Raw genomic sequence first — 17469 nt, forward strand, 5'->3', positions numbered from 1 at the left:
AAGGGGCTGTAACGGGTAAGTAAAAAAATATCCGGCTCCCGAAATAAAAAAAGGACCGAGTTGATATCAAAATGATCATCAACCCGGCCTTTTTTGGTATTATTTATGTGTGCCAAAATACCTAGTCCATAGTAACGCACTTCAGCCATCTTTTCAATTCCCTTTGTCATTTGTTTATGATGATTCCATCCCTCGGGATGATATCTCCAGAACCGTGAAGGAAGTCGTAGAGGGAGTCAACGTGTTTAAATATATCGACTTCTCTTCCCGTCATGACTGCGGTTACGATGGTTTGAAATTGCTCCAATGTATCCTTCTAGCTTATACCCTCAAAGGCTACGCTTCTCTTCGCGATCTTGAGGATCTGTGTAAATTCGATATTCGTTTTCAATTCATCATGGATGGCCTCACCCCTTCTTTTATGGCTTTTCAACGCTTCATCGCCAACAATCTTCGGATGTCTTTAGAAGATCTTTTTGTCGAGTTCAATCGTTATTTTGAAGCCCATGACGACATCCATACCGACATCCTTTATATCGACGGCACCAAATTTGAGGCCAACGCCAACAAGATGACTTTCGTATGGATGCGCTCAACGAAGAAGTATCGTCAAAAGCGCTGGGTGAAGATTATGGAACGCATCAAAGCTTTCAATGCATACTGCCAGAAAGAAGCAGTCCCCGTCAAACTTTCGGTATTGAAGGAATTTTCTTTCGAATATCTTGTCGAGATCGTCGACACGATCAAGGGACTCATGAATCAGAGGAAAATCGAGTCAAAACATGGCAAAGGACAAAGAAAACATCCTTTCCAGCGTTTTAAGGAAGGCTTTGAAGAAGACGCGGATAAGATTCTGAAATACTCGATCTACTATCGGCTGGCCGATGGAAGAAACAGTTTTTCCAAAACGGATCCAGGCGCTACGTTCATGCACATGAAATACGATTACTACAATCACACCAATGTGTTCAAGCCCGGATACAATGTCCAGATGGGAAGCAGCAACCGCTATATCCGCCATATCTATGTGTCTAGCGACGCCAATGACCTGAACACCTATATCCCGTTCATGGAAGGATACAATATAGCCTATGGCGACTATCCAACGAAAACACCGGCCGATGCCGGCTATGGAAGCTACGACAATTATTCGTATTGTAAAGAACACCATATCGAGCTTTTCATGAAGTACAACACATATCGAAAAGAGCAGGAAAAGGTCACAGATAAAAACCGGTTCAAAAGCTATCAGATGAAACCGGATGAACAAGGAGAAGTCCTTTGTCCAGCCGGCCACACCTTTACATTCATCAAGGAAACCACGGATAAAAGAGGACGATATGAACGAAAGACCAAACACTATCAAAATGCGCATTGTCCGGATTGTCCGTTAAAAGCGAAATGTACGAAAGCCAAAAAAGGGCGTACTTTGAAAATCACTGAAAAACTGATCGAGTATCAGGAAGAAGTCAAAGCGAACCTGGCTAAGGACGAAGGAAAAGAGCTGATGACGCAACGAAGTGTCCAGGCGGAGGGGATCTTCGGAGAGATCAAGCAGGATTATCAATACGACCGATTCCGCCGTCGAGGAGAAACCGGCGTCAAATTGGAGCTTCTACTTGTATCAATCGGTCATAATCTGCGCCGATATCACAGGAGCAAGTTTCCAAAGAAGAAACAGTGCGAAGCCTGAAACCATAAAATCAATCGAAAAAAGCAGAAAAAGTGATATTTCTTTTTAAGTGCGCCAAAAAATGAGGCGCGCTTTTCTTTTTGGCATAGATTCTGTCATTTTCGAAAGAAGCAAAGAAAAAAAGAGCTGCAACGCTCTAGTGATTTCTAAAAATCACTGATTCGTTACAGCCCCTTTTTTTAAAACAATTCTTTTTGATACGTCGCGTACAAATATTCGTCGATAGTATGCTGAATATAATTTAAAATCAGCTCCTTTGGTTCATTTTTTATCCGTCCCTCACGCACAGCCGTGTATTGTCTTGGCATAAACTGACTGAGAAGGTTCAAAGGAACCCCGTCTTTAAAATGCGCCAGCATCACCGTTTCCGCGGCCTGTACGCGCGCATCAGGCATATAATAGCGGCTCCGATCTGAAAACGAGTATTTACGCTGGATTCGCGTTTGTTCTGGCGTGCCGATATAATGCTTCTCCCAGTACTTCGAATCGTCAAGCATCGCCTGGTCAAGCACATCCATCCAGTGGCTGCCTTGCGCGCCAAACAACTCTTCTTCCGCGAACGCAAGCGCGAACAACGCTTCTCGCATCGCAAAAGTCAGGGCCGGCCCAACCTTTAAAATGGCGACACCATCTTCTACAAGTTCCCGCAGTTTGATTTTCGTCTGATAATCCGTCGAATGGCCTTCGAAAACGATTTGATCATACGCTTGAATCGCCTGGCAAAGCTTCTCGGCTTTCTTTCGATCATACTCCACACAGCCCGCGTCTTTTTCTTCGACGCCTGGCTGCACGACAATGCCGATCACATTGTTCCAAGCCTGATCCAATCCACGCTGTAAAAACGCGTTTTGAAAAGCTTTCAAAGTCGCTTGAAAGTCTTCTGGCTTCGTCACTTCCATTTCTGATGCCGCTTCCGTTCCTTGCTGCCCGCCAGGAATAGGGACTTCGCTTCCAATCACATACACCGGCTCTATCGCGTTAGGATGCGCCTGCTTGTATTCTTCAAACGCTTTTTCCGCCGCCTGCGCCAATATCGCGCCGCGACGGGCAATCGTTTCATCGCTTAAACGTGTATTCGGGTCATCATCTGCCACTTTCATACTCGTGTCGATATGGATTTTCGAAAACCCCGCCTTCACATACGCTTGAATAAGGTCTTTTGATTTTTTCATCGCTTCGGTCTCGTTTTCATTTGCGAACGTCAATGGTCCTAAATGATCCCCTCCCAAAAACAACTTTGAAGCGTCAAAACCAACTTCGTCCGCCTTTTTCAACACAAACTGCTTGAAATCGGCTGGAGTCATCCCGGTATATCCACCAAATTGATCTACCTGATTGGCTGTGCTCTCAATTAGAACGCACGAATCCTCTTCCTTCCCTTTTCTAAGTACCGCTTCTATCACATATTCATTCGCGCTACAACAAGAATAAATGCCAAGAGCCTTCCCCGCTTTTTGCGCTTTTACGATTTGTTTCAATGGATTTTTCATAGTATATCCTCCTGTTCGTTTGAATTATATTCATGGAACAAACAGGAAAAAATAGGGTTGCTATTTATTATAATATTCTCGCTAAAAAGTAAACCATAAAGAAAATCCGCTCTTTTTTACCACCTAATTTCAATCAAATGGCTTCTTGGAACCCCCTTTCAGGGATATAATAGAAATTACAAGAAAAGAGGAATACACATGAAACATAAAATCGTATTTATCGACATGGACGGCACTCTTTATCAAACCGAAAACGATGTCATTCAAGAATCGAGCATCGCGGCCATTCAATCCCTGAAAAACGCAGGATACATCGTTGCCGCCGCCACAGGCCGTCCTCTCAATCAAATGAAACTCATCCTGGAACGAGTGAAATTCGACTATTATGTCTTGATCAACGGAGGATACGTCCTCGATGCCGACTTCAATGAAATCGGCTCCGACCCAATCCAAAAAGAAACCGTCGAAGAACTCGTCGAGCTAGCCCGCGCCAATGAATACGGGCTGATGTTCCATTTCGGGGATGCGACGTACATCTACAACGACTTTTATCCGATGTACTATTTCTGCAAATACTGCAACGTCCTCGACTCTTTGTTCTACGATCCGAACCAGGCCTATCATAAACGTCACCGGGCGTTCAACGCCGTCGTGCTCACGAAAGACTCCACCAAGCTGCAAAGCTTCATGGACGAGCACCCCGATCTTCGCTCCGATCTAATCAATGTCAAAACCGAAGGCTTTTGCTACGATATTTTCAACGCCGACAACGACAAGGCGCACGGCATTGATATGATTCTGGAACGGGAAGGGCTGACCTGGGATGATGTAATCGCCTTTGGCGACAGCACCAACGACACGAAAATGCTTGAGCAGGCCCACATCGGCGTGGCGATGGGCAGCGCAAACGACTACGTCAAAAGCTTTGCCGACTTCTCCACCACCGACGTGTTCCACCACGGCTTATTCAACGGCTTGAAAAAGATCATGGCCGAAGAAGTCCAAGATTAAAACAACGCAAAAAAGAGGAAATTCCGTTCATTCCGTCGAATTTCCTCTTTTTCTATTCCTTTTTTTCTTCATGAATGTATACGATGGGATCCTCTCCCGCATCTTCTTTCTTTGAATACACATAAAACGGCTCCCCCTGCCATGTGCCTAAATGCAGGAAACCGTCAAGATACGCGAATTGCCGAATCGGCTTCCACCCATGAATCGCCTGCGCCCCTTCATCCACTTCAAACGAACAGCACTCAACCGGTACCAGCTGTCCTTTCCAAACATTGACACCCAAAAGCGACAGCGAAGAAGCCACATCGAGCGAGACGGGATGGCTTCGGATTTGCGAAGGTGCCCCTTCCTGAATCAGTTTTCCGTCCTGCATGACAAGAATGTGGTTTCCAAGCAAACCAGCTTCCTGAAAATCATGGCACACACTCACCAGTGTGATGTTCAACTCATCCACCCACGCCAGAACATCAAAAATAAGGGAGCGCTTCAATGCCGGATCCAAATGATTGAATGCTTCGTCCAGCAGCAAAACATCCGGGCCGGAAACAAGCGCGCGGGCAATCGCCACGCGCTGACGCTGGCCACCAGACAAAGCGCTTGCCTTTTGTGCCAAAGACGACTCGATTCGCGTCAAAGCCGCGATCCTTTTCACCCGTCTTTCAATTTCTTCTTCGGCAAACGCGTGATGATCCAAGCCAAATGCGATGTTGTCAAACACCGACAGATGAGAAAACAGCCGATCTTCCTGAAAAACCACCGAAACTTTGGATGCTTGGACTTCCACAACGCCCACTGTCGGTTTTTCCAAGCCGGCAATCAGAGATACAATCGTTGTTTTTCCAGAACCCGACGGTCCATATAGCACCACCCTTTCCCCAGGCGGCAAATGAAACGAAACGTTCCGAAGCGCGCAAACCCCGGAAGGGTACGTTTTATTGACATGACGAAACTGAATCATCCACATTCTCCTCCTGACCAAAGCCCAATGAATTGAAAAAAAAGTCCCGCAAAACAGGACTTTTGATTTTACTTGGTTCGATTACTTAATTTCAACAGTTGCGCCAGCAGCCATCAGTTTTTCTTTAATCTGATCTGCTTCTTCTGGAGCAATGTTTTCTTTGATTGCAGCTGGAGCGGAGTCAACCAGTTTCTTCGCGTCTACCAGTCCAAGACCAGTGATTTCACGAACGGCTTTGATGACAGCAACTTTCGTTCCACCAACAGAAGTCAACGTAACAGTTACTTCCGTAGGACCTGTTGCAGCTTCTTCAGCAGCGGCTGGAGCAGCTACGGCAGCAGCGGCTACAACACCGAATTTTTCTTCGATTGCGCTTACTAAATCGTTAAGTTCTAAAATTGTCGCTTCTTCCAAGTAAGAAAGAATTTCTTCCTGAGTTAATTTAGCCATTTTCTTTTCCTCCTAATATTGTATTACGCGGCAGCTTCTTCAGCTGGGGCGCTTCCGTTTTCCTTTGCTTCCGCCAACGCTTTGATCGTCATTGCGAATTTAACAACCGGCGCGTTCAATACAGACGCAAATTTGGCGAGCATGCCTTCCTTGTTCGGCAATGCAGACAGTGTTTTGATCATTTCTTCATCGACCACGTCACCGTCAACGATACCAGTTTTCAAAATCAGTTTATCGTGTCCTTTCGCAAATTTTGCGAGTACACGAGCTGGAGCAACTGGATCCTTACCAAACGCCAATGCGTTCGGTCCTTTTAAAGTTTCTGCGAACTTTTCATATCCCAGATTTTCAGCCGCACGACGTGCTGTCGTGTTTTTGTACACTTTGAAATCCACGTCTTCCGCACGCAGAGCGCGACGAAGTTCCGTCAATTCCTTCACAGTCAATCCACGGTATTCCACCATGACGATCGAGCTGGAGCCCTCCATTTTTTCTGTAAGAGCTTTGACATCGGCTTCCTTTTGGGCAAGGATATCTTTGTTCATCCGATCCACCTCTTCTTTCTGTATATCGTTACAATATTCAAAAGAAAAGCCCGCACGAGGGCAGGCTTACACATCATTTTTATGTATGACCCCTCGGTAACATGATTAAGCAAAACTGCCGTTACTGTCTTTGGAATATTGATAACAATCTTATATTACTTTGAAATTCAAATTTGTCAATTACTTTTGACGCTCAACGTGGATTCCAGGACCCATAGTCGTGGAAAGCACGAGGTTTTTAATGTACGTTCCTTTTACTTTCGTAGGACGCGCTTTCGCGATCGTTTGATAAATCGCGCGGAAGTTCTCTACCAGTTTGTCATCATCAAAGCTGATTTTTCCGATCAATACGTTGATGTTTCCTTCTTTATCCACACGGTAAGTGATCTTTCCTTTTTTGACTTCGTTTATCGCGTTAGCGATATCCATCGTCACGGTTCCCGTTTTCGGGTTTGGCATCAAGCCTTTAGGTCCCAGTACACGACCAAGACGTCCCAGTTTTCCCATCATGTTCGGGGTTGCGATCAAAACGTCGAATCCAAACCATCCGCCCTGGATTTTCTGGATCAGCTCATCAGCACCAACAAAATCGGCGCCGGCAGCTTCCGCTTCTTTCGCTTTATCACCCTCGGCAACTACCGCAACCGTCTGCGTTTTTCCCGTTCCGTGCGGCAGTACCATCGCACCACGAATCTGCTGATCCGCATGACGAGGGTCTACATTCAAGTTGAAGCTTACTTCAACAGTTTCATCAAATTTTGCGGTTGCGGCTTTTTTCGCGAGCGCAACAGCTTCTTCCACTGAATAAAGACGATCACGATCGACTAATTTTTCAGCTTCCGCAAATCTTTTACTTACTTTTGCCATGGATCGTTCCTCCTTATTCCATTCCTTCGACTTTGATACCCATGTTACGGGCAGTTCCGGCAACGATCTTCATCGCTGCTTCGACGTCGTTTGCGTTCAAGTCCGGCATTTTGTATTCAGCGATCTCTCTTAACTGATCCACTGTGATCGTACCGGCCGTCTGCTTCTGGTCGCCGCTGGCTTTCGAGATACCTGCCGCTTTTTTCAGCATGTTGGCTGCTGGCGTCGTTTTCAATTCGAAATCGAACGATTTGTCTTCGTACGCCGTGATGATAACAGGTACGACATCGCCTTTGCGGTCTTTTGTCGCATCGTTGAACGCGTTACAGAACTGAGGCATGTTGATTCCGGCACTCGCCAAAGCTGGTCCCGGTTTTGCTCCGCCTGCCATGAACTGCAACTTACAAACTTTTGTTACTTTTTTCTTGCTCATAAGACGCTCCTCCTATAAATGGCCTTATGCAGTGGTTTGTGAACACGAGTGTTCTCCCACGCATGCTTATTAACTATAAGCAAAAAAAAGATAAAACGCAAGCTTTATCTTTTTTATTTCATTCTCTCCACGGTTTTCTCCACCAAACGCGCATGCTTTTCCAGCGCCGGTGTCCAATCCAGGCTTTCTTTCGCCTTCCGGATCCAATCCAAGGCCGCCAGAGGATCCTTTGCGACACCTTTTCCGTTCAAATACAGCATCGCCAGACCATCGTACGCCAGCGGATACTCTGCCTGCGCCGCCTTCTTCATAAAGTAGAACGCCTGCTCCATATTTTTCGGACAGCCGACACCATCCCGATTCATCATGGCGACGACATACATCGCTTTCGGGTCGCCATTCATCGCGCCTAAGCGCGCATATTCGTATCCGCTTTTCGGATCGTAACCAACACCACGCTCCTTTTCCAAAAACATCGCCATCAGTGTTTTCTGGCTCTCCAAATCGCCCCAGTTGGCAGCTTGCTTGAGCAGCGGCAACGCGTCCGCCGTTTGATCGCTTTCCAGCAGCCGGCTGATTTCGGCTTTTAAATCGTGCAACACTTCCTGATCCATCGCCAACACCGCCTTAGTCCCAGAAGTCGTAGTCCTCTTCAAAATCAAAATACGGCTCGTCGATCACGTTCCAGTCATCCGAATCAAAAGAATGACCCGCCGGATAGGAAAAGCGCATCATCTGCACCATATTGTAAACGCCTGTCCCAAAGGAATAAAACCCAAGCACGGCCGCGCAAATGCTCAAAATCAAAAGCGAAAGCATCTTCTTCGTCCACTCAAATTCCTTCCAAACCAGAACGAAGGCAATCACGCCGCACGCCAAAGCAAGAAAACCTAAAATAAATCCATGCCAAGCCGCAAATACGGCCAGAACGATCGAAACGAGCGCCAAAATAAGCGCCACGATCCAAAGCCGGCTTTCTTTGACCGGTCTTTCGGCGAATCCTGCGCCGGGTTTCGGGATTTGCGGAATATTTGGTTGTTTCATAATTTCACCTCGTTTGTTCAATTATACCATTCAAAAATGCTTTGTTCTAACTCCTTGCATGATATTATATGCCTATGAATCTGAATCAAATCAAACAATGGCTCGACCAACGCCTCGACAAGCCGTACACGCTAACGCCAACCAATCTTGGCATCAGCAACGAGTCGTATCGCCTGCAAACCCAAAACCACACCTACATCGTCCGAACGCCTCGATCCAGCCACGCTTGTCTGGATCTGCGCTTTCACGAAGAAGCGCGCGTGCTCGCGCTCGTAAAGGACCTTGATGTGCCGCTCGTCGATTTTGACACCCAAAACGGCATCAAGATCACGACCTACATTCCCGACACCTGCACGTACGCCCAGGCTCGCTCGCAAAACAAAGCGTGGCAAGTCGGCCGGACGCTCAAAGCGCTCCATCAAAAACCGGCCGTTTCCTTTGCTTTCGATCCCTTTCAAAAGCTTGAGCGCTACCGAAGCCGGATCGCGCATCCCCTCGTCCATTTTGAGCAAGCGGATGCCGTCATTGCCCGGGTGCAAAAGCTGTACCGGCCCGACACGCTTTGCCACAACGATGTGGTGGACGGCAATTTGCTGTTTACATCCAGACGGCTGTATTTGATCGACTACGAATACGCCAGCATGAACGACTACCGGTTTGATCTCGCGAGTTTTTTAAGCGAAAATCAAATCGAAGACGAAAAAGAACGTCTGCTTTTTTTCGAAGGGTATGGATTGGCCAACGATCTTCAAGCCCAGCAGGAAGTCCGCCTGTTCGAATGTTTCGAAGACATCTTGTGGGGCTATTGGGCCAATATGCTGTACGACTCCACCCACGACTCCGTCTATCAAACGATCGCCCTGGAAAAACAGGCCCACTACCACGCATGGCTCCACACTCTCGCGCTGTAATCAGCGCTTTTTATTTCGACAATGTAAAAAAAAGCCTTTAGATGCTTTACCTAAAGGCGTTATTGACAAATGGTGACGCGTACGGGATTCGAACCCGTGAATGCATGCGTGAAAGGCATGTGAGTTAACCGTTTCTCCAACGCGCCGTTAACTTTTAACTTGTTTCCCAAGTGCTCACTTATAATATCATAAGCGATCATCCTGTGCAACATTTTTTTTCGATTTTTTTTAATCTTTTTTCATTCACTCGAAGCGCTCCCCAAACGAACAGTCATACTATACCGTATTCGAACTAAAAAGAAAAGCGGAAAACTCCGCTTTCTCAAATTATTGTTGATAAATGATTTTTCCGGTTGAATTCATGTACGTATACAAATCGCTTCGATAGTAGCTAATCGTATACTCGATGATGTTGTCTTCTTCATCAAAAGAAATCCGCTTGCGGGCCAGAACCGGCAAAGATTTGGGAATGTTCAACGAATTGCGCACTTCGTCAGAAGGAATTTCCGCGCTGAACTCCTCTTCGATCCGCTTCGGTTTTCCGGTTCCAATTACTTCAAACTTCTCATACATGGACTCGGTTGAATTGTCTTCCCGAATCGGCAAATCCGTGTCCAGAGGAAAATAAGACACCATGTACACAAGCTTGACATCGTCCGCGGTCCGTACGCGGCGCAAACAATACATTTCCTCGCGGGGATCGAGGTTGAATATTTTTGCCGCCTTTTCCGCGACTTGTTCGCGGTCGATTGTGAAACTGCTTGTTCCCGGCACCCGGCCGTGCAGTTCCATTTCATGCGAGAAGCTTCGGATCTCCGATAACTTCTCCTTGATCGCCGGTTTCCAAATGACGAATGTCCCGCGGCCGCGGCCGCGATTGACCATGCCTTCCTTCTCCAGATCGAGAATGGCTTGTCTTGCCGTGATCCGCGATACGCCAAAACGTTTCTGGATCTCCATTTCGCTCTCGATCTTGTCGCCATGCTTCAATTCACCGCTCAAAATCTTTTCGCGGTAAATATCCTTGATTTGAATATAAAGCGCTTTGCCACCTTTTTTCGATTTCAATTTCTCCATATACCCTCACCTTGTTCATCGTCTATTTGTTTTCCCTTCGACGACGCTTTCTTTTTTCATCCAACTCGATCCACTCATCCAATGTCATCGGTTCGTAATCAGAATCTACGCAAAAGCAATTAATGATCTGGCACGGTACATTCTCAAGCTCGCCGCCAATCGAAACGTGTTTTCGTGTTGCCATAAAGTCGATAAACACATCCAAATCGTCCCGGTCCTGTGTATTATGAATGTGACCATGGAGCATGAACGTCTTTGGCTTTCCTTGTTCATCCCGACGATATTGACCGTTGTAAAACACGATCGGATAGTGGCTCAGCACCACCTTTCGACGATTATCGCTCAGTTCGGCATATTCCCTGACCCAGCCAAATACGGAACTGTCAAAATCCTTGTCGTCCAAAAAGCGGTCGTGATTGCCCCGGATCAAAAAGATCCGGCCATTCAACCGTTCGATGATTTCCGCCGTATCGCGGCCGTTTCCCCAGGAAAAATCGCCAAGAACGACGACCTCGTCCCGCTTTTTGACTTTTTTGTTCCATTGGCTGATCATGTACTCATTCATTTCCTCCACATCTTCAAACCCCCTGACATCCATCTTGTCATTGAGCGCCCGATGAAAAAAATGTAAATCCGCAATGTAGTATCTCAATCCCTGATCCCCCTTGCTTCCGATAAAAGAAAAGCGGGCCAATACCGCTTCTGAGTTATTGAACTGTACAAGAATACCCTTCCTTTTCGAGCTGTGTCTGCGTCTTCCCTAAACTGACATACTTCGTGTCCACTTCTCCTTCGTGAAGCAAACCCGCATCAATCAGCGCTTGAATGTCCGCTCTTCTGTAGTCGATCGTTACCGTCACCTTGACGCGATTATCCTCTAACGATCCGACCGCATCGACCCCCTGCAGCGCATCATAGGAGCGAGCCAGTGATGAATTGATCGCATTCATCATATCCTCGCTGCTCATCCCTTCGCCGATTCCCAGATCCGCAAACGACAAATAAAACGTCTGGATCTGCGACTCCACGTGATCTCCCTGCGCCTGTAAAGACACCGAGTCAGACTCTTTTGTGCAATCCAAAGTGTGTTGAACCGCTTCTTCTTCCTGCGCCATCGCAGGCTGCTTCGTGTCTTCTACATTTTTTGAAGCTTCATTTACACGCGTACAGCCACACAAGCCCGCGACAAAAAACAGAACCCATACTTTTCGCATCTCAACACCCCTTGTAAAGTTATAATATCATGTAAATTATATCTTTTTCAACGTTTCATTGAACCAAATTGAAAATTCAGTCAATCCGCTTTCAAACGCTTCCGGGTCGCGCCCCATCCCCAGCCGAAGATGCTGATCCACCTCAAAACACGATCCCGGCACAAAAAATACACCCCGCTCCCTCAGCGCCCGTTGGCAAAGGGCAGTCGAAGGAATGCCAGCCTCGTAGCGCAAAAAAGCCACCGGCGAAAGCGGATCCAGCACGACGGAAAACGACTCGTTGTCCGCCAGCCACGCCTTCAGTGTTTCCTGATTTTTCGCCAGCCGCCGCCGGTTGGCCTCCAAAATCGTTTCTTTGTGCCGCAACGCCGCCAGCGCCAGCCGATCTGTCAGCGGTCCCGTGGAAATGAACGTGTAGTCGCGCCGGACATTGAGCCGCTCAATCACTTCCCGATTCGCCTTCACCCAGCCTAGCCGAAGACCCGGCAAAGCGAAAATCTTCGACAAAGACGAAGTCGCGATACCGCGCTCATAACAATCCGAAACCGAAGGCGTTCGCTCCAAATCCAGCCCCCGATACACTTCGTCGCACAAAATGTAAATGCCACGCGGACGACAAAGTGCGACCAGCGCCAGCCAGTCAGCCGCGTCCAGCCGCGTCCCGGTCGGATTGGACGGACTCGCCAGCACGATCATCTTCGTGTTTGGCCGAATCGCCTCCTGGACTTTCTCAACCGGAAAACGCCATCCGTCTTCCTCGACGTACGCAACCGTCGTCACCTCGCAGCCCAGCGAACGCGGATACTCGTAAAACTGCTGGTATCCCGGCACAAACGCGATCACGTGGTCGCCCGCTTCCAGCAGCGCGTCCATCACGTGCTGATTGGCGCAAAGCGCCCCCGGCATACAGGTGATCTGTTCCACGCTGCCGGTACGATACAGTTTCAGGATTTCCCTTTTTAGCGCCTCATCCCCGGTAATGTCGCCATAATCCAAAACGACATCATCCAAGGCCGCCGGTTCCAAAGCCAGAAGAGCCGGAAACGACAGCGCCTGAAACGAAGTATCCGTCATATTGTAAACGGCCTGTTTTTCATAGGCCGTCATCCATTGCTCACATAAAAAGTCCTTGATTTTCATTCATAGAACACCTTGCTCAGGAAGTCCTTCGCCCGCTCGCTTTTCGGATTGGTAAAGAACGTTTCCGCATCGCTTTCCTCAATCACTTTGCCGGCTTCCAAAAACACGACCCGGCTGCCAACCTTGCGGGCGAACCCCATCTCATGCGTCACGACAATCATCGTCATGCCTTGATTGGCCAGCTCCTTCATAACTTCCAGAACTTCCTTGATCATCTCCGGGTCCAGCGCGCTTGTCGGCTCGTCAAACAGCATGATTTCCGGTTCCATACAAAGCGCCCGGGCAATCGCCACCCGCTGTTTTTGCCCACCCGACAACGCGTTGGGATACGAATCTTTTTTATCGAGCAAACCAACTTTCGTCAAATAATCAAGCGCGATCTTTTTCGCCTCGTCTTCCGAACGTTTCAGCACGGATACCTGCGCCAAAACACAGTTATCCAAAACGGTTTTATTCGGAAACAAGTTAAAATGCTGAAACACGAATCCCATCCGCGAACGCAGTTCCCGATATTTTTTCGGATCGGACGGGTCCATTCGCTCGCCATCCAAATACCGCGTGCCTTGATCCGGCACCTCCAAACCATGAATGCAGCGCAAAAATGTCGATTTGCCGGAACCTGACGGTCCAATCAGGCACACAACCTCCCCTTTTTTCACTTCCAGGGACACATCGTTGAGCGCGTGCAGCTTGCCAAAATTTTTTGATAAATGTTCCGCCTTAATCACTGACAGCCAACCTCTTTTCTATTTTCTTTCCAATCCACGACACACAAAGCGTCATGATCAAATACATGACCGCCGCGATCATCAGCGGATACAAATAATTGTAGTAGCGCGCGCCCAGCGCCTGCGTCCGGTACATCAACTCCGCCGTTCCAATAACCGAAGCCAGCGATGAATCCTTGATCAACGTGATAAACTCCGAAACGAGCGGCGGCACGATCCGCTTAAACGCCTGCGGTAAAATGACTTCCTTCATCATCGTCCAGTACGAAATGCCAAGCGTTTCGCACGCCTCCCACTGGCCCTTGTCCACGCCCTGAATACCCGAACGGATCAGTTCTGTCTGATATGCGCCCGAGTTGAGCGACAATGCGATAAGCGCCACGATATAAATGTTCATGCGTACCCGGGTTCCGGTAATCATGGAAATAATGACAGGCACGCCTAAATAAAAGAAATAAATTTGCAGCAGCATTGGCGTGCCCCGGAACAATTCAACATAGATGTTGGCAATCCAGTTAAACGCTTTGATCCGCGACAGTTTGCCGGCCGCGCCAATGACCCCTAAAACCGCTCCAATCACTAAAGCACCAAAGGCCAGCGCAATACTTACGCCGGCACCTTGGAGTAAAAATTGAAGATTTTCAGGGGTGAAGATCTTACTCACTCGCTTCTCCCGAAGCCGCGAACCACTTGTCTACCAACTCTTTGTATTCGCCGCTGTCTTTGAACGCCTTGATGGCCTCGTTCACATCGTCCATCAAATCCTGATGATCTTCCGTGGAATAAATGATGTTTTCCTCATCCAGCATCTTCTCGTCCAGAACTTTGTAGTCGCCATTGGCCGCGTAGTTGTCCGCTACAGCCTGGTCGATCACAACCGCATCCAATCCTTGCGCTTTCAGCGATTCCATCAACACCTTGACGTCCTGCATTGCCTGCACTTTGGCCCCTTCGATTCCATTAGCTACATCTTCGCCGGTCGCGCCTTGCTGGGCACCGACAAGCTTTCCGTTCAAATCCGCCGAAGACTGAATGTCGGAATCCTTGTCCACGACGATCACCTGCGCGGAATCGTAATACGAATCCGAGAAAATACCTTCTCTTTCCTCATCGTATGTGAAGCCCGAAATACCCAAGTCGATTTGTCCCGACTGCAACGCCGTAATGATCGTGTCAAAAGACAGTTCCTTGAACTCATACGTATAGTTGCGTCCGTTTTCATTCAAATAATCGAACAGCCATTTCGTCATGTCGATATCAAACCCTTCCAGCTGTCCTTTGGAATCCAGCCCCTCATAAGGCATATAATCCGGCGAAATACCAATGAGCACTTCGGTTGGTTTTTCGCTGTTTTCCTCTTTCGAGCCGGATGCGCATCCTGCCAAAGTGGCGATCGACAACAAAGCCGCCGCCCCGATTTTCAATAATTTGTTCATACTCTTTCTCCTCTTTTCCTCAGACCCTCCATAAAAAAAGCGTCCTTCCACAATGAAAGGACGCAATGATTACGCGGTACCACCTAACTTCCGTCCACAGGATATGGACGACACCTCATTCTTAACGCGAATTCACGGACGCTGCCTCCGCCGACGGCTTCGATAGCGCAACTCCAAGACACGTTCCAAACTTCCTGCTTCATGACTTGCACCAACCGTCATTTCTCTAAAAGCTGTTCCGTTTGTACTTCTTCTCTTCAATGTTTTTATGGAAGTATTATAAACATAGAAGTCCGCGAATGTAAACCTGTTTTTCGATTAATTCTTCAAAGCCTGTAAAGGCGCCGGGATCCGTCCGCCCCGATTCACAAAGACGGCATTGTTTTCCATATTGACCGGCATCACCGGTCCGTGGCCCAGCAAACCGCCAAAATCCAGTTCCTCGCCCACCGTCTTGCCAATCGCCGGAATGATTCGAACCGCCGTCGTTTTCGAGTTAACCATGCCAATGGCGGCCTCGTCGGCGATAATGCCCGAAATAATTGTGCTCGGCGTGTTTCCCGGAACGACAATCATATCCAGACCAACGGAGCAGACAGCTGTCATCGCTTCCAGCTTTTCGAGCGTCAGCACGCCGCTTTGCGCGGCCGCGATCATTCCCGCGTCTTCAGAAACCGGAATAAACGCGCCGGAAAGTCCGCCGACATTGGACGTCGCCATGACGCCGCCTTTTTTGACCGCGTCGTTGAGCATCGCCAGACAGGCGGTCGTTCCATAGGCGCCGCAAGTTTCCAGTCCCATTTCCTCTAAAATGTACGCTACGCTGTCGCCAATCGCCGGCGTTGGCGCCAGCGACAAGTCGACGATCCCAAACGGGATTCCCAGTTTTTGACTCGCCACGGTTCCAACCAGCTGTCCCATGCGCGTGATCTTGAACGCGGTCCGTTTGATCAAATCCGCCAGTTCATCCATCGTGGCATGCTTCGATGCTTTTGCCAGCGTCGCCCGCACGACACCAGGCCCGGACACGCCCACGTTAATGATCGCATCCGCTTCCCCGACGCCATGGAACGCGCCGGCCATAAACGGATTGTCTTCCGGGGCGTTGCAGAACACGACCAGCTTAGCCGCGCCCAGACAGTTGTTGTCCTGCGTCAGCTCGGCGCTTTTCGTAATCATTTCACCCATTTCCTTGACCGCGTCCATATTGATGCCCGCCTTCGTCGAGCCAATGTTCACGCTCGCGCATACGTGCTGGGTGCGCGCCAGCGCTTCCGGAATCGAGGCAATCAGCTTGCGGTCGCCTTTGGTGTAGCCTTTTTGGACAAGCGCCGAATAACCGCCAATAAAATCGACGCCCAGCCGGCACGCGCAGCGCTCCAGCGTCAAAGCGAATTCCACCGGATCGCCTTCGCAAGCGCCAGCCAGCAAGGCAATCGGCGTCACCGCGATTCGCTTGTTGACGATCGGGATCCCGTACGTGCGCGAGATTTCTTCCGCGACCGGCACGAGGTCTTTGGCTACGCGGCATATTTTTTCCTCCACCTTTTTGCAGGCGACCTGAATATCCGGGTCGATGCAGTCCAGCAGGGAAATTCCGATTGTGACCGTGCGAATATCCAAATATTCCTCGTCGATCATCTTAATCGTTTCCAAAATTTCATTCGTTTGCATAGTTTCCTCCTAGATCGTGTGCATCGCTTTGAAAATATCCTGATTCATCACCCGGACAATCAGACAATTTTCCTCGCCAAGCACTTCCATAAACTGGGCGAACGCCTCAAAGTCGCTGACCCCGGAACAATCCGTGATCATGGTCATCGTGAAGATCCCATCCACGATTGTTTGCGAAACATCCAGAACATTGACATTGTGCTTTGCGCACGCATTGGCGATCATGGCCAAAATGCCAACCCGATCGCTTCCTACCACTGTGATTACCGCTTTCATATTTTCCTCCTACATTTCCATAAAGCATTGTTCGAACTTCAGCAATTCGAACGGTTCATACGCGCTTTGCATCCCGCTGATGTTGACGTCGTACTCGCCGGGCATAAACTCGATTTCCGCTTGTTTTTTCAACGTTTCCTGAATCATCAAAGAATCTTTTTTCGTAAACGATTTCGAACGTTTCCAGCAAATATCGTTGTGTTGATCGACAAGCACCACTTCCACCGTGACCTGATCCGCATTCAAAAGCGCGTCTTTCCAGTCGCATTCCTGAATGTTGAAATAAAAGTCGCTGGAATCAATGTCGCCGCCTTCCAGCACAAAGATCGCCAGTCCGTTCGTATAACAAAACCCGATCCGCAAAGGATCCAGCATGCCGAGTTCCTCCTCGGTCCATTCCTTGTCTTTGAGCACGAGCATGAACCGGTTCTCCACATAGTCCATGACGGCTCCTTCCTCGATCTCATAAGGGAATTTTTCTTTTTCTTTCATGAAACTAGCATAACACAATTTCACGCAAGA

Annotated in this window: 21 protein-coding genes, 1 tRNA gene and 2 other annotated features; of the genes, 3 read left to right on the forward strand and 19 right to left on the reverse strand. The window is 48.5% G+C overall.

Annotation, left to right across the window (positions count from 1 at the left end):
* The first annotated feature begins 109 nt into the window (after positions 1–109).
* A complete protein-coding gene (locus ABNS49_RS09740; protein ID WP_135981386.1) occupies positions 110–1693 on the forward strand; it encodes an IS1182 family transposase in 1584 nt (527 codons plus the stop codon).
* A gap of 179 nt (positions 1694–1872) precedes the next feature.
* Here ABNS49_RS09740 and ABNS49_RS09745 read toward each other — a convergent pair whose 3' ends face one another.
* A complete protein-coding gene (locus ABNS49_RS09745) occupies positions 1873–3183 on the reverse strand; it encodes a class II D-tagatose-bisphosphate aldolase, non-catalytic subunit (RefSeq protein ID WP_135980869.1) in 1311 nt (436 codons plus the stop codon).
* 198 nt (positions 3184–3381) lie between these two features.
* On the opposite strand from ABNS49_RS09745, the gene ABNS49_RS09750 reads away from it, so the two are divergent.
* Entirely contained in the window at positions 3382–4194 is an 813-nt protein-coding gene (locus ABNS49_RS09750; protein WP_135980870.1) for an HAD family hydrolase, read from the forward strand.
* A 52-nt stretch (positions 4195–4246) separates the two neighbouring features.
* Here ABNS49_RS09750 and ABNS49_RS09755 read toward each other — a convergent pair whose 3' ends face one another.
* From ABNS49_RS09755 to ABNS49_RS09785, 7 genes are all read right to left on the reverse strand, one after another.
* Positions 4247–5152 carry an ATP-binding cassette domain-containing protein gene (locus ABNS49_RS09755; protein ID WP_168353631.1) on the reverse strand — a complete coding sequence of 302 codons (906 nt, stop codon included), beginning with the start codon at positions 5150–5152 and terminating at the stop codon, positions 4247–4249.
* 81 nt (positions 5153–5233) lie between these two features.
* A complete protein-coding gene (rplL, locus tag ABNS49_RS09760) occupies positions 5234–5602 on the reverse strand; it encodes a 50S ribosomal protein L7/L12 (RefSeq protein WP_135980872.1) in 369 nt (122 codons plus the stop codon).
* A 23-nt stretch (positions 5603–5625) separates the two neighbouring features.
* Complete coding sequence (gene rplJ, locus ABNS49_RS09765) at positions 5626–6147, reverse strand: 50S ribosomal protein L10 (RefSeq protein WP_135980873.1); 522 nt, start codon at positions 6145–6147, stop codon at positions 5626–5628.
* A 33-nt stretch (positions 6148–6180) separates the two neighbouring features.
* Positions 6181–6299 (reverse strand) — a sequence feature (ribosomal protein L10 leader region).
* A gap of 28 nt (positions 6300–6327) precedes the next feature.
* Entirely contained in the window at positions 6328–7014 is a 687-nt protein-coding gene (gene rplA, locus ABNS49_RS09770) for a 50S ribosomal protein L1 (RefSeq protein ID WP_135980874.1), read from the reverse strand.
* Between the two features lie 13 nt (positions 7015–7027).
* Entirely contained in the window at positions 7028–7447 is a 420-nt protein-coding gene (gene rplK, locus ABNS49_RS09775) for a 50S ribosomal protein L11 (RefSeq protein ID WP_016320225.1), read from the reverse strand.
* 113 nt (positions 7448–7560) lie between these two features.
* A complete protein-coding gene (locus ABNS49_RS09780) occupies positions 7561–8061 on the reverse strand; it encodes a tetratricopeptide repeat protein (RefSeq protein ID WP_135980875.1) in 501 nt (166 codons plus the stop codon).
* A gap of 13 nt (positions 8062–8074) precedes the next feature.
* Complete coding sequence (locus tag ABNS49_RS09785) at positions 8075–8491, reverse strand: hypothetical protein (protein ID WP_135980876.1); 417 nt, start codon at positions 8489–8491, stop codon at positions 8075–8077.
* 74 nt (positions 8492–8565) lie between these two features.
* Between ABNS49_RS09785 and ABNS49_RS09790 the strand changes: the two genes are divergently transcribed.
* The gene (locus tag ABNS49_RS09790) at positions 8566–9402 is read left to right on the forward strand and encodes a choline/ethanolamine kinase family protein (protein ID WP_168353632.1); all 837 of its coding nucleotides are present in this window, start codon (positions 8566–8568) and stop codon (positions 9400–9402) included.
* A gap of 70 nt (positions 9403–9472) precedes the next feature.
* On the opposite strand, the gene ABNS49_RS09795 is transcribed toward ABNS49_RS09790, so the two are convergent.
* From ABNS49_RS09795 to ABNS49_RS09845, 11 genes are all read right to left on the reverse strand, one after another.
* Positions 9473–9548 (reverse strand) — tRNA-Glu (locus ABNS49_RS09795).
* Positions 9549–9729: 181 nt separating this feature from the next.
* Entirely contained in the window at positions 9730–10479 is a 750-nt protein-coding gene (locus ABNS49_RS09800) for a GntR family transcriptional regulator (RefSeq protein ID WP_135980878.1), read from the reverse strand.
* A gap of 22 nt (positions 10480–10501) precedes the next feature.
* Positions 10502–11131, reverse strand: coding sequence for a metallophosphoesterase (locus ABNS49_RS09805; RefSeq protein ID WP_135980879.1), 630 nt, complete (start codon positions 11129–11131; stop codon positions 10502–10504).
* Between the two features lie 55 nt (positions 11132–11186).
* Positions 11187–11693 (reverse strand): DUF1307 domain-containing protein, encoded by a 507-nt coding sequence (locus tag ABNS49_RS09810; protein WP_135980880.1) that lies wholly within the window; start codon positions 11691–11693, stop codon positions 11187–11189.
* Between the two features lie 36 nt (positions 11694–11729).
* Complete coding sequence (locus ABNS49_RS09815; RefSeq protein WP_135980881.1) at positions 11730–12833, reverse strand: aminotransferase class I/II-fold pyridoxal phosphate-dependent enzyme; 1104 nt, start codon at positions 12831–12833, stop codon at positions 11730–11732.
* Complete coding sequence (locus ABNS49_RS09820; protein ID WP_135980882.1) at positions 12830–13561, reverse strand: amino acid ABC transporter ATP-binding protein; 732 nt, start codon at positions 13559–13561, stop codon at positions 12830–12832. The genes ABNS49_RS09815 and ABNS49_RS09820 overlap by 4 nt, the downstream gene beginning before the upstream one ends.
* Positions 13554–14225, reverse strand: coding sequence for an amino acid ABC transporter permease (locus tag ABNS49_RS09825; protein WP_135980883.1), 672 nt, complete (start codon positions 14223–14225; stop codon positions 13554–13556). The genes ABNS49_RS09820 and ABNS49_RS09825 overlap by 8 nt, the downstream gene beginning before the upstream one ends.
* Positions 14218–14997, reverse strand: coding sequence for a transporter substrate-binding domain-containing protein (locus tag ABNS49_RS09830; protein WP_135980884.1), 780 nt, complete (start codon positions 14995–14997; stop codon positions 14218–14220). Before ABNS49_RS09830 ends, ABNS49_RS09825 begins: the two co-directional genes overlap by 8 nt.
* A gap of 53 nt (positions 14998–15050) precedes the next feature.
* Positions 15051–15267: a binding site (T-box leader), on the reverse strand.
* A gap of 48 nt (positions 15268–15315) precedes the next feature.
* Positions 15316–16671 carry a PFL family protein gene (locus tag ABNS49_RS09835; RefSeq protein WP_135980885.1) on the reverse strand — a complete coding sequence of 452 codons (1356 nt, stop codon included), beginning with the start codon at positions 16669–16671 and terminating at the stop codon, positions 15316–15318.
* A 9-nt stretch (positions 16672–16680) separates the two neighbouring features.
* Complete coding sequence (locus tag ABNS49_RS09840) at positions 16681–16947, reverse strand: ACT domain-containing protein (RefSeq protein ID WP_135980886.1); 267 nt, start codon at positions 16945–16947, stop codon at positions 16681–16683.
* A 9-nt stretch (positions 16948–16956) separates the two neighbouring features.
* On the reverse strand, positions 16957–17439 hold the full coding sequence (locus ABNS49_RS09845) for a hypothetical protein (protein WP_135980887.1): 483 nt from the start codon (positions 17437–17439) through the stop codon (positions 16957–16959).
* Positions 17440–17469: the final 30 nt, after the last annotated feature.

It is taken from the genome of uncultured Dubosiella sp. (assembly GCF_964018005.1).
Classification (GTDB): Bacteria; Bacillota_I; Bacilli_A; order Erysipelotrichales; family Erysipelotrichaceae; genus Dubosiella; species Dubosiella muris.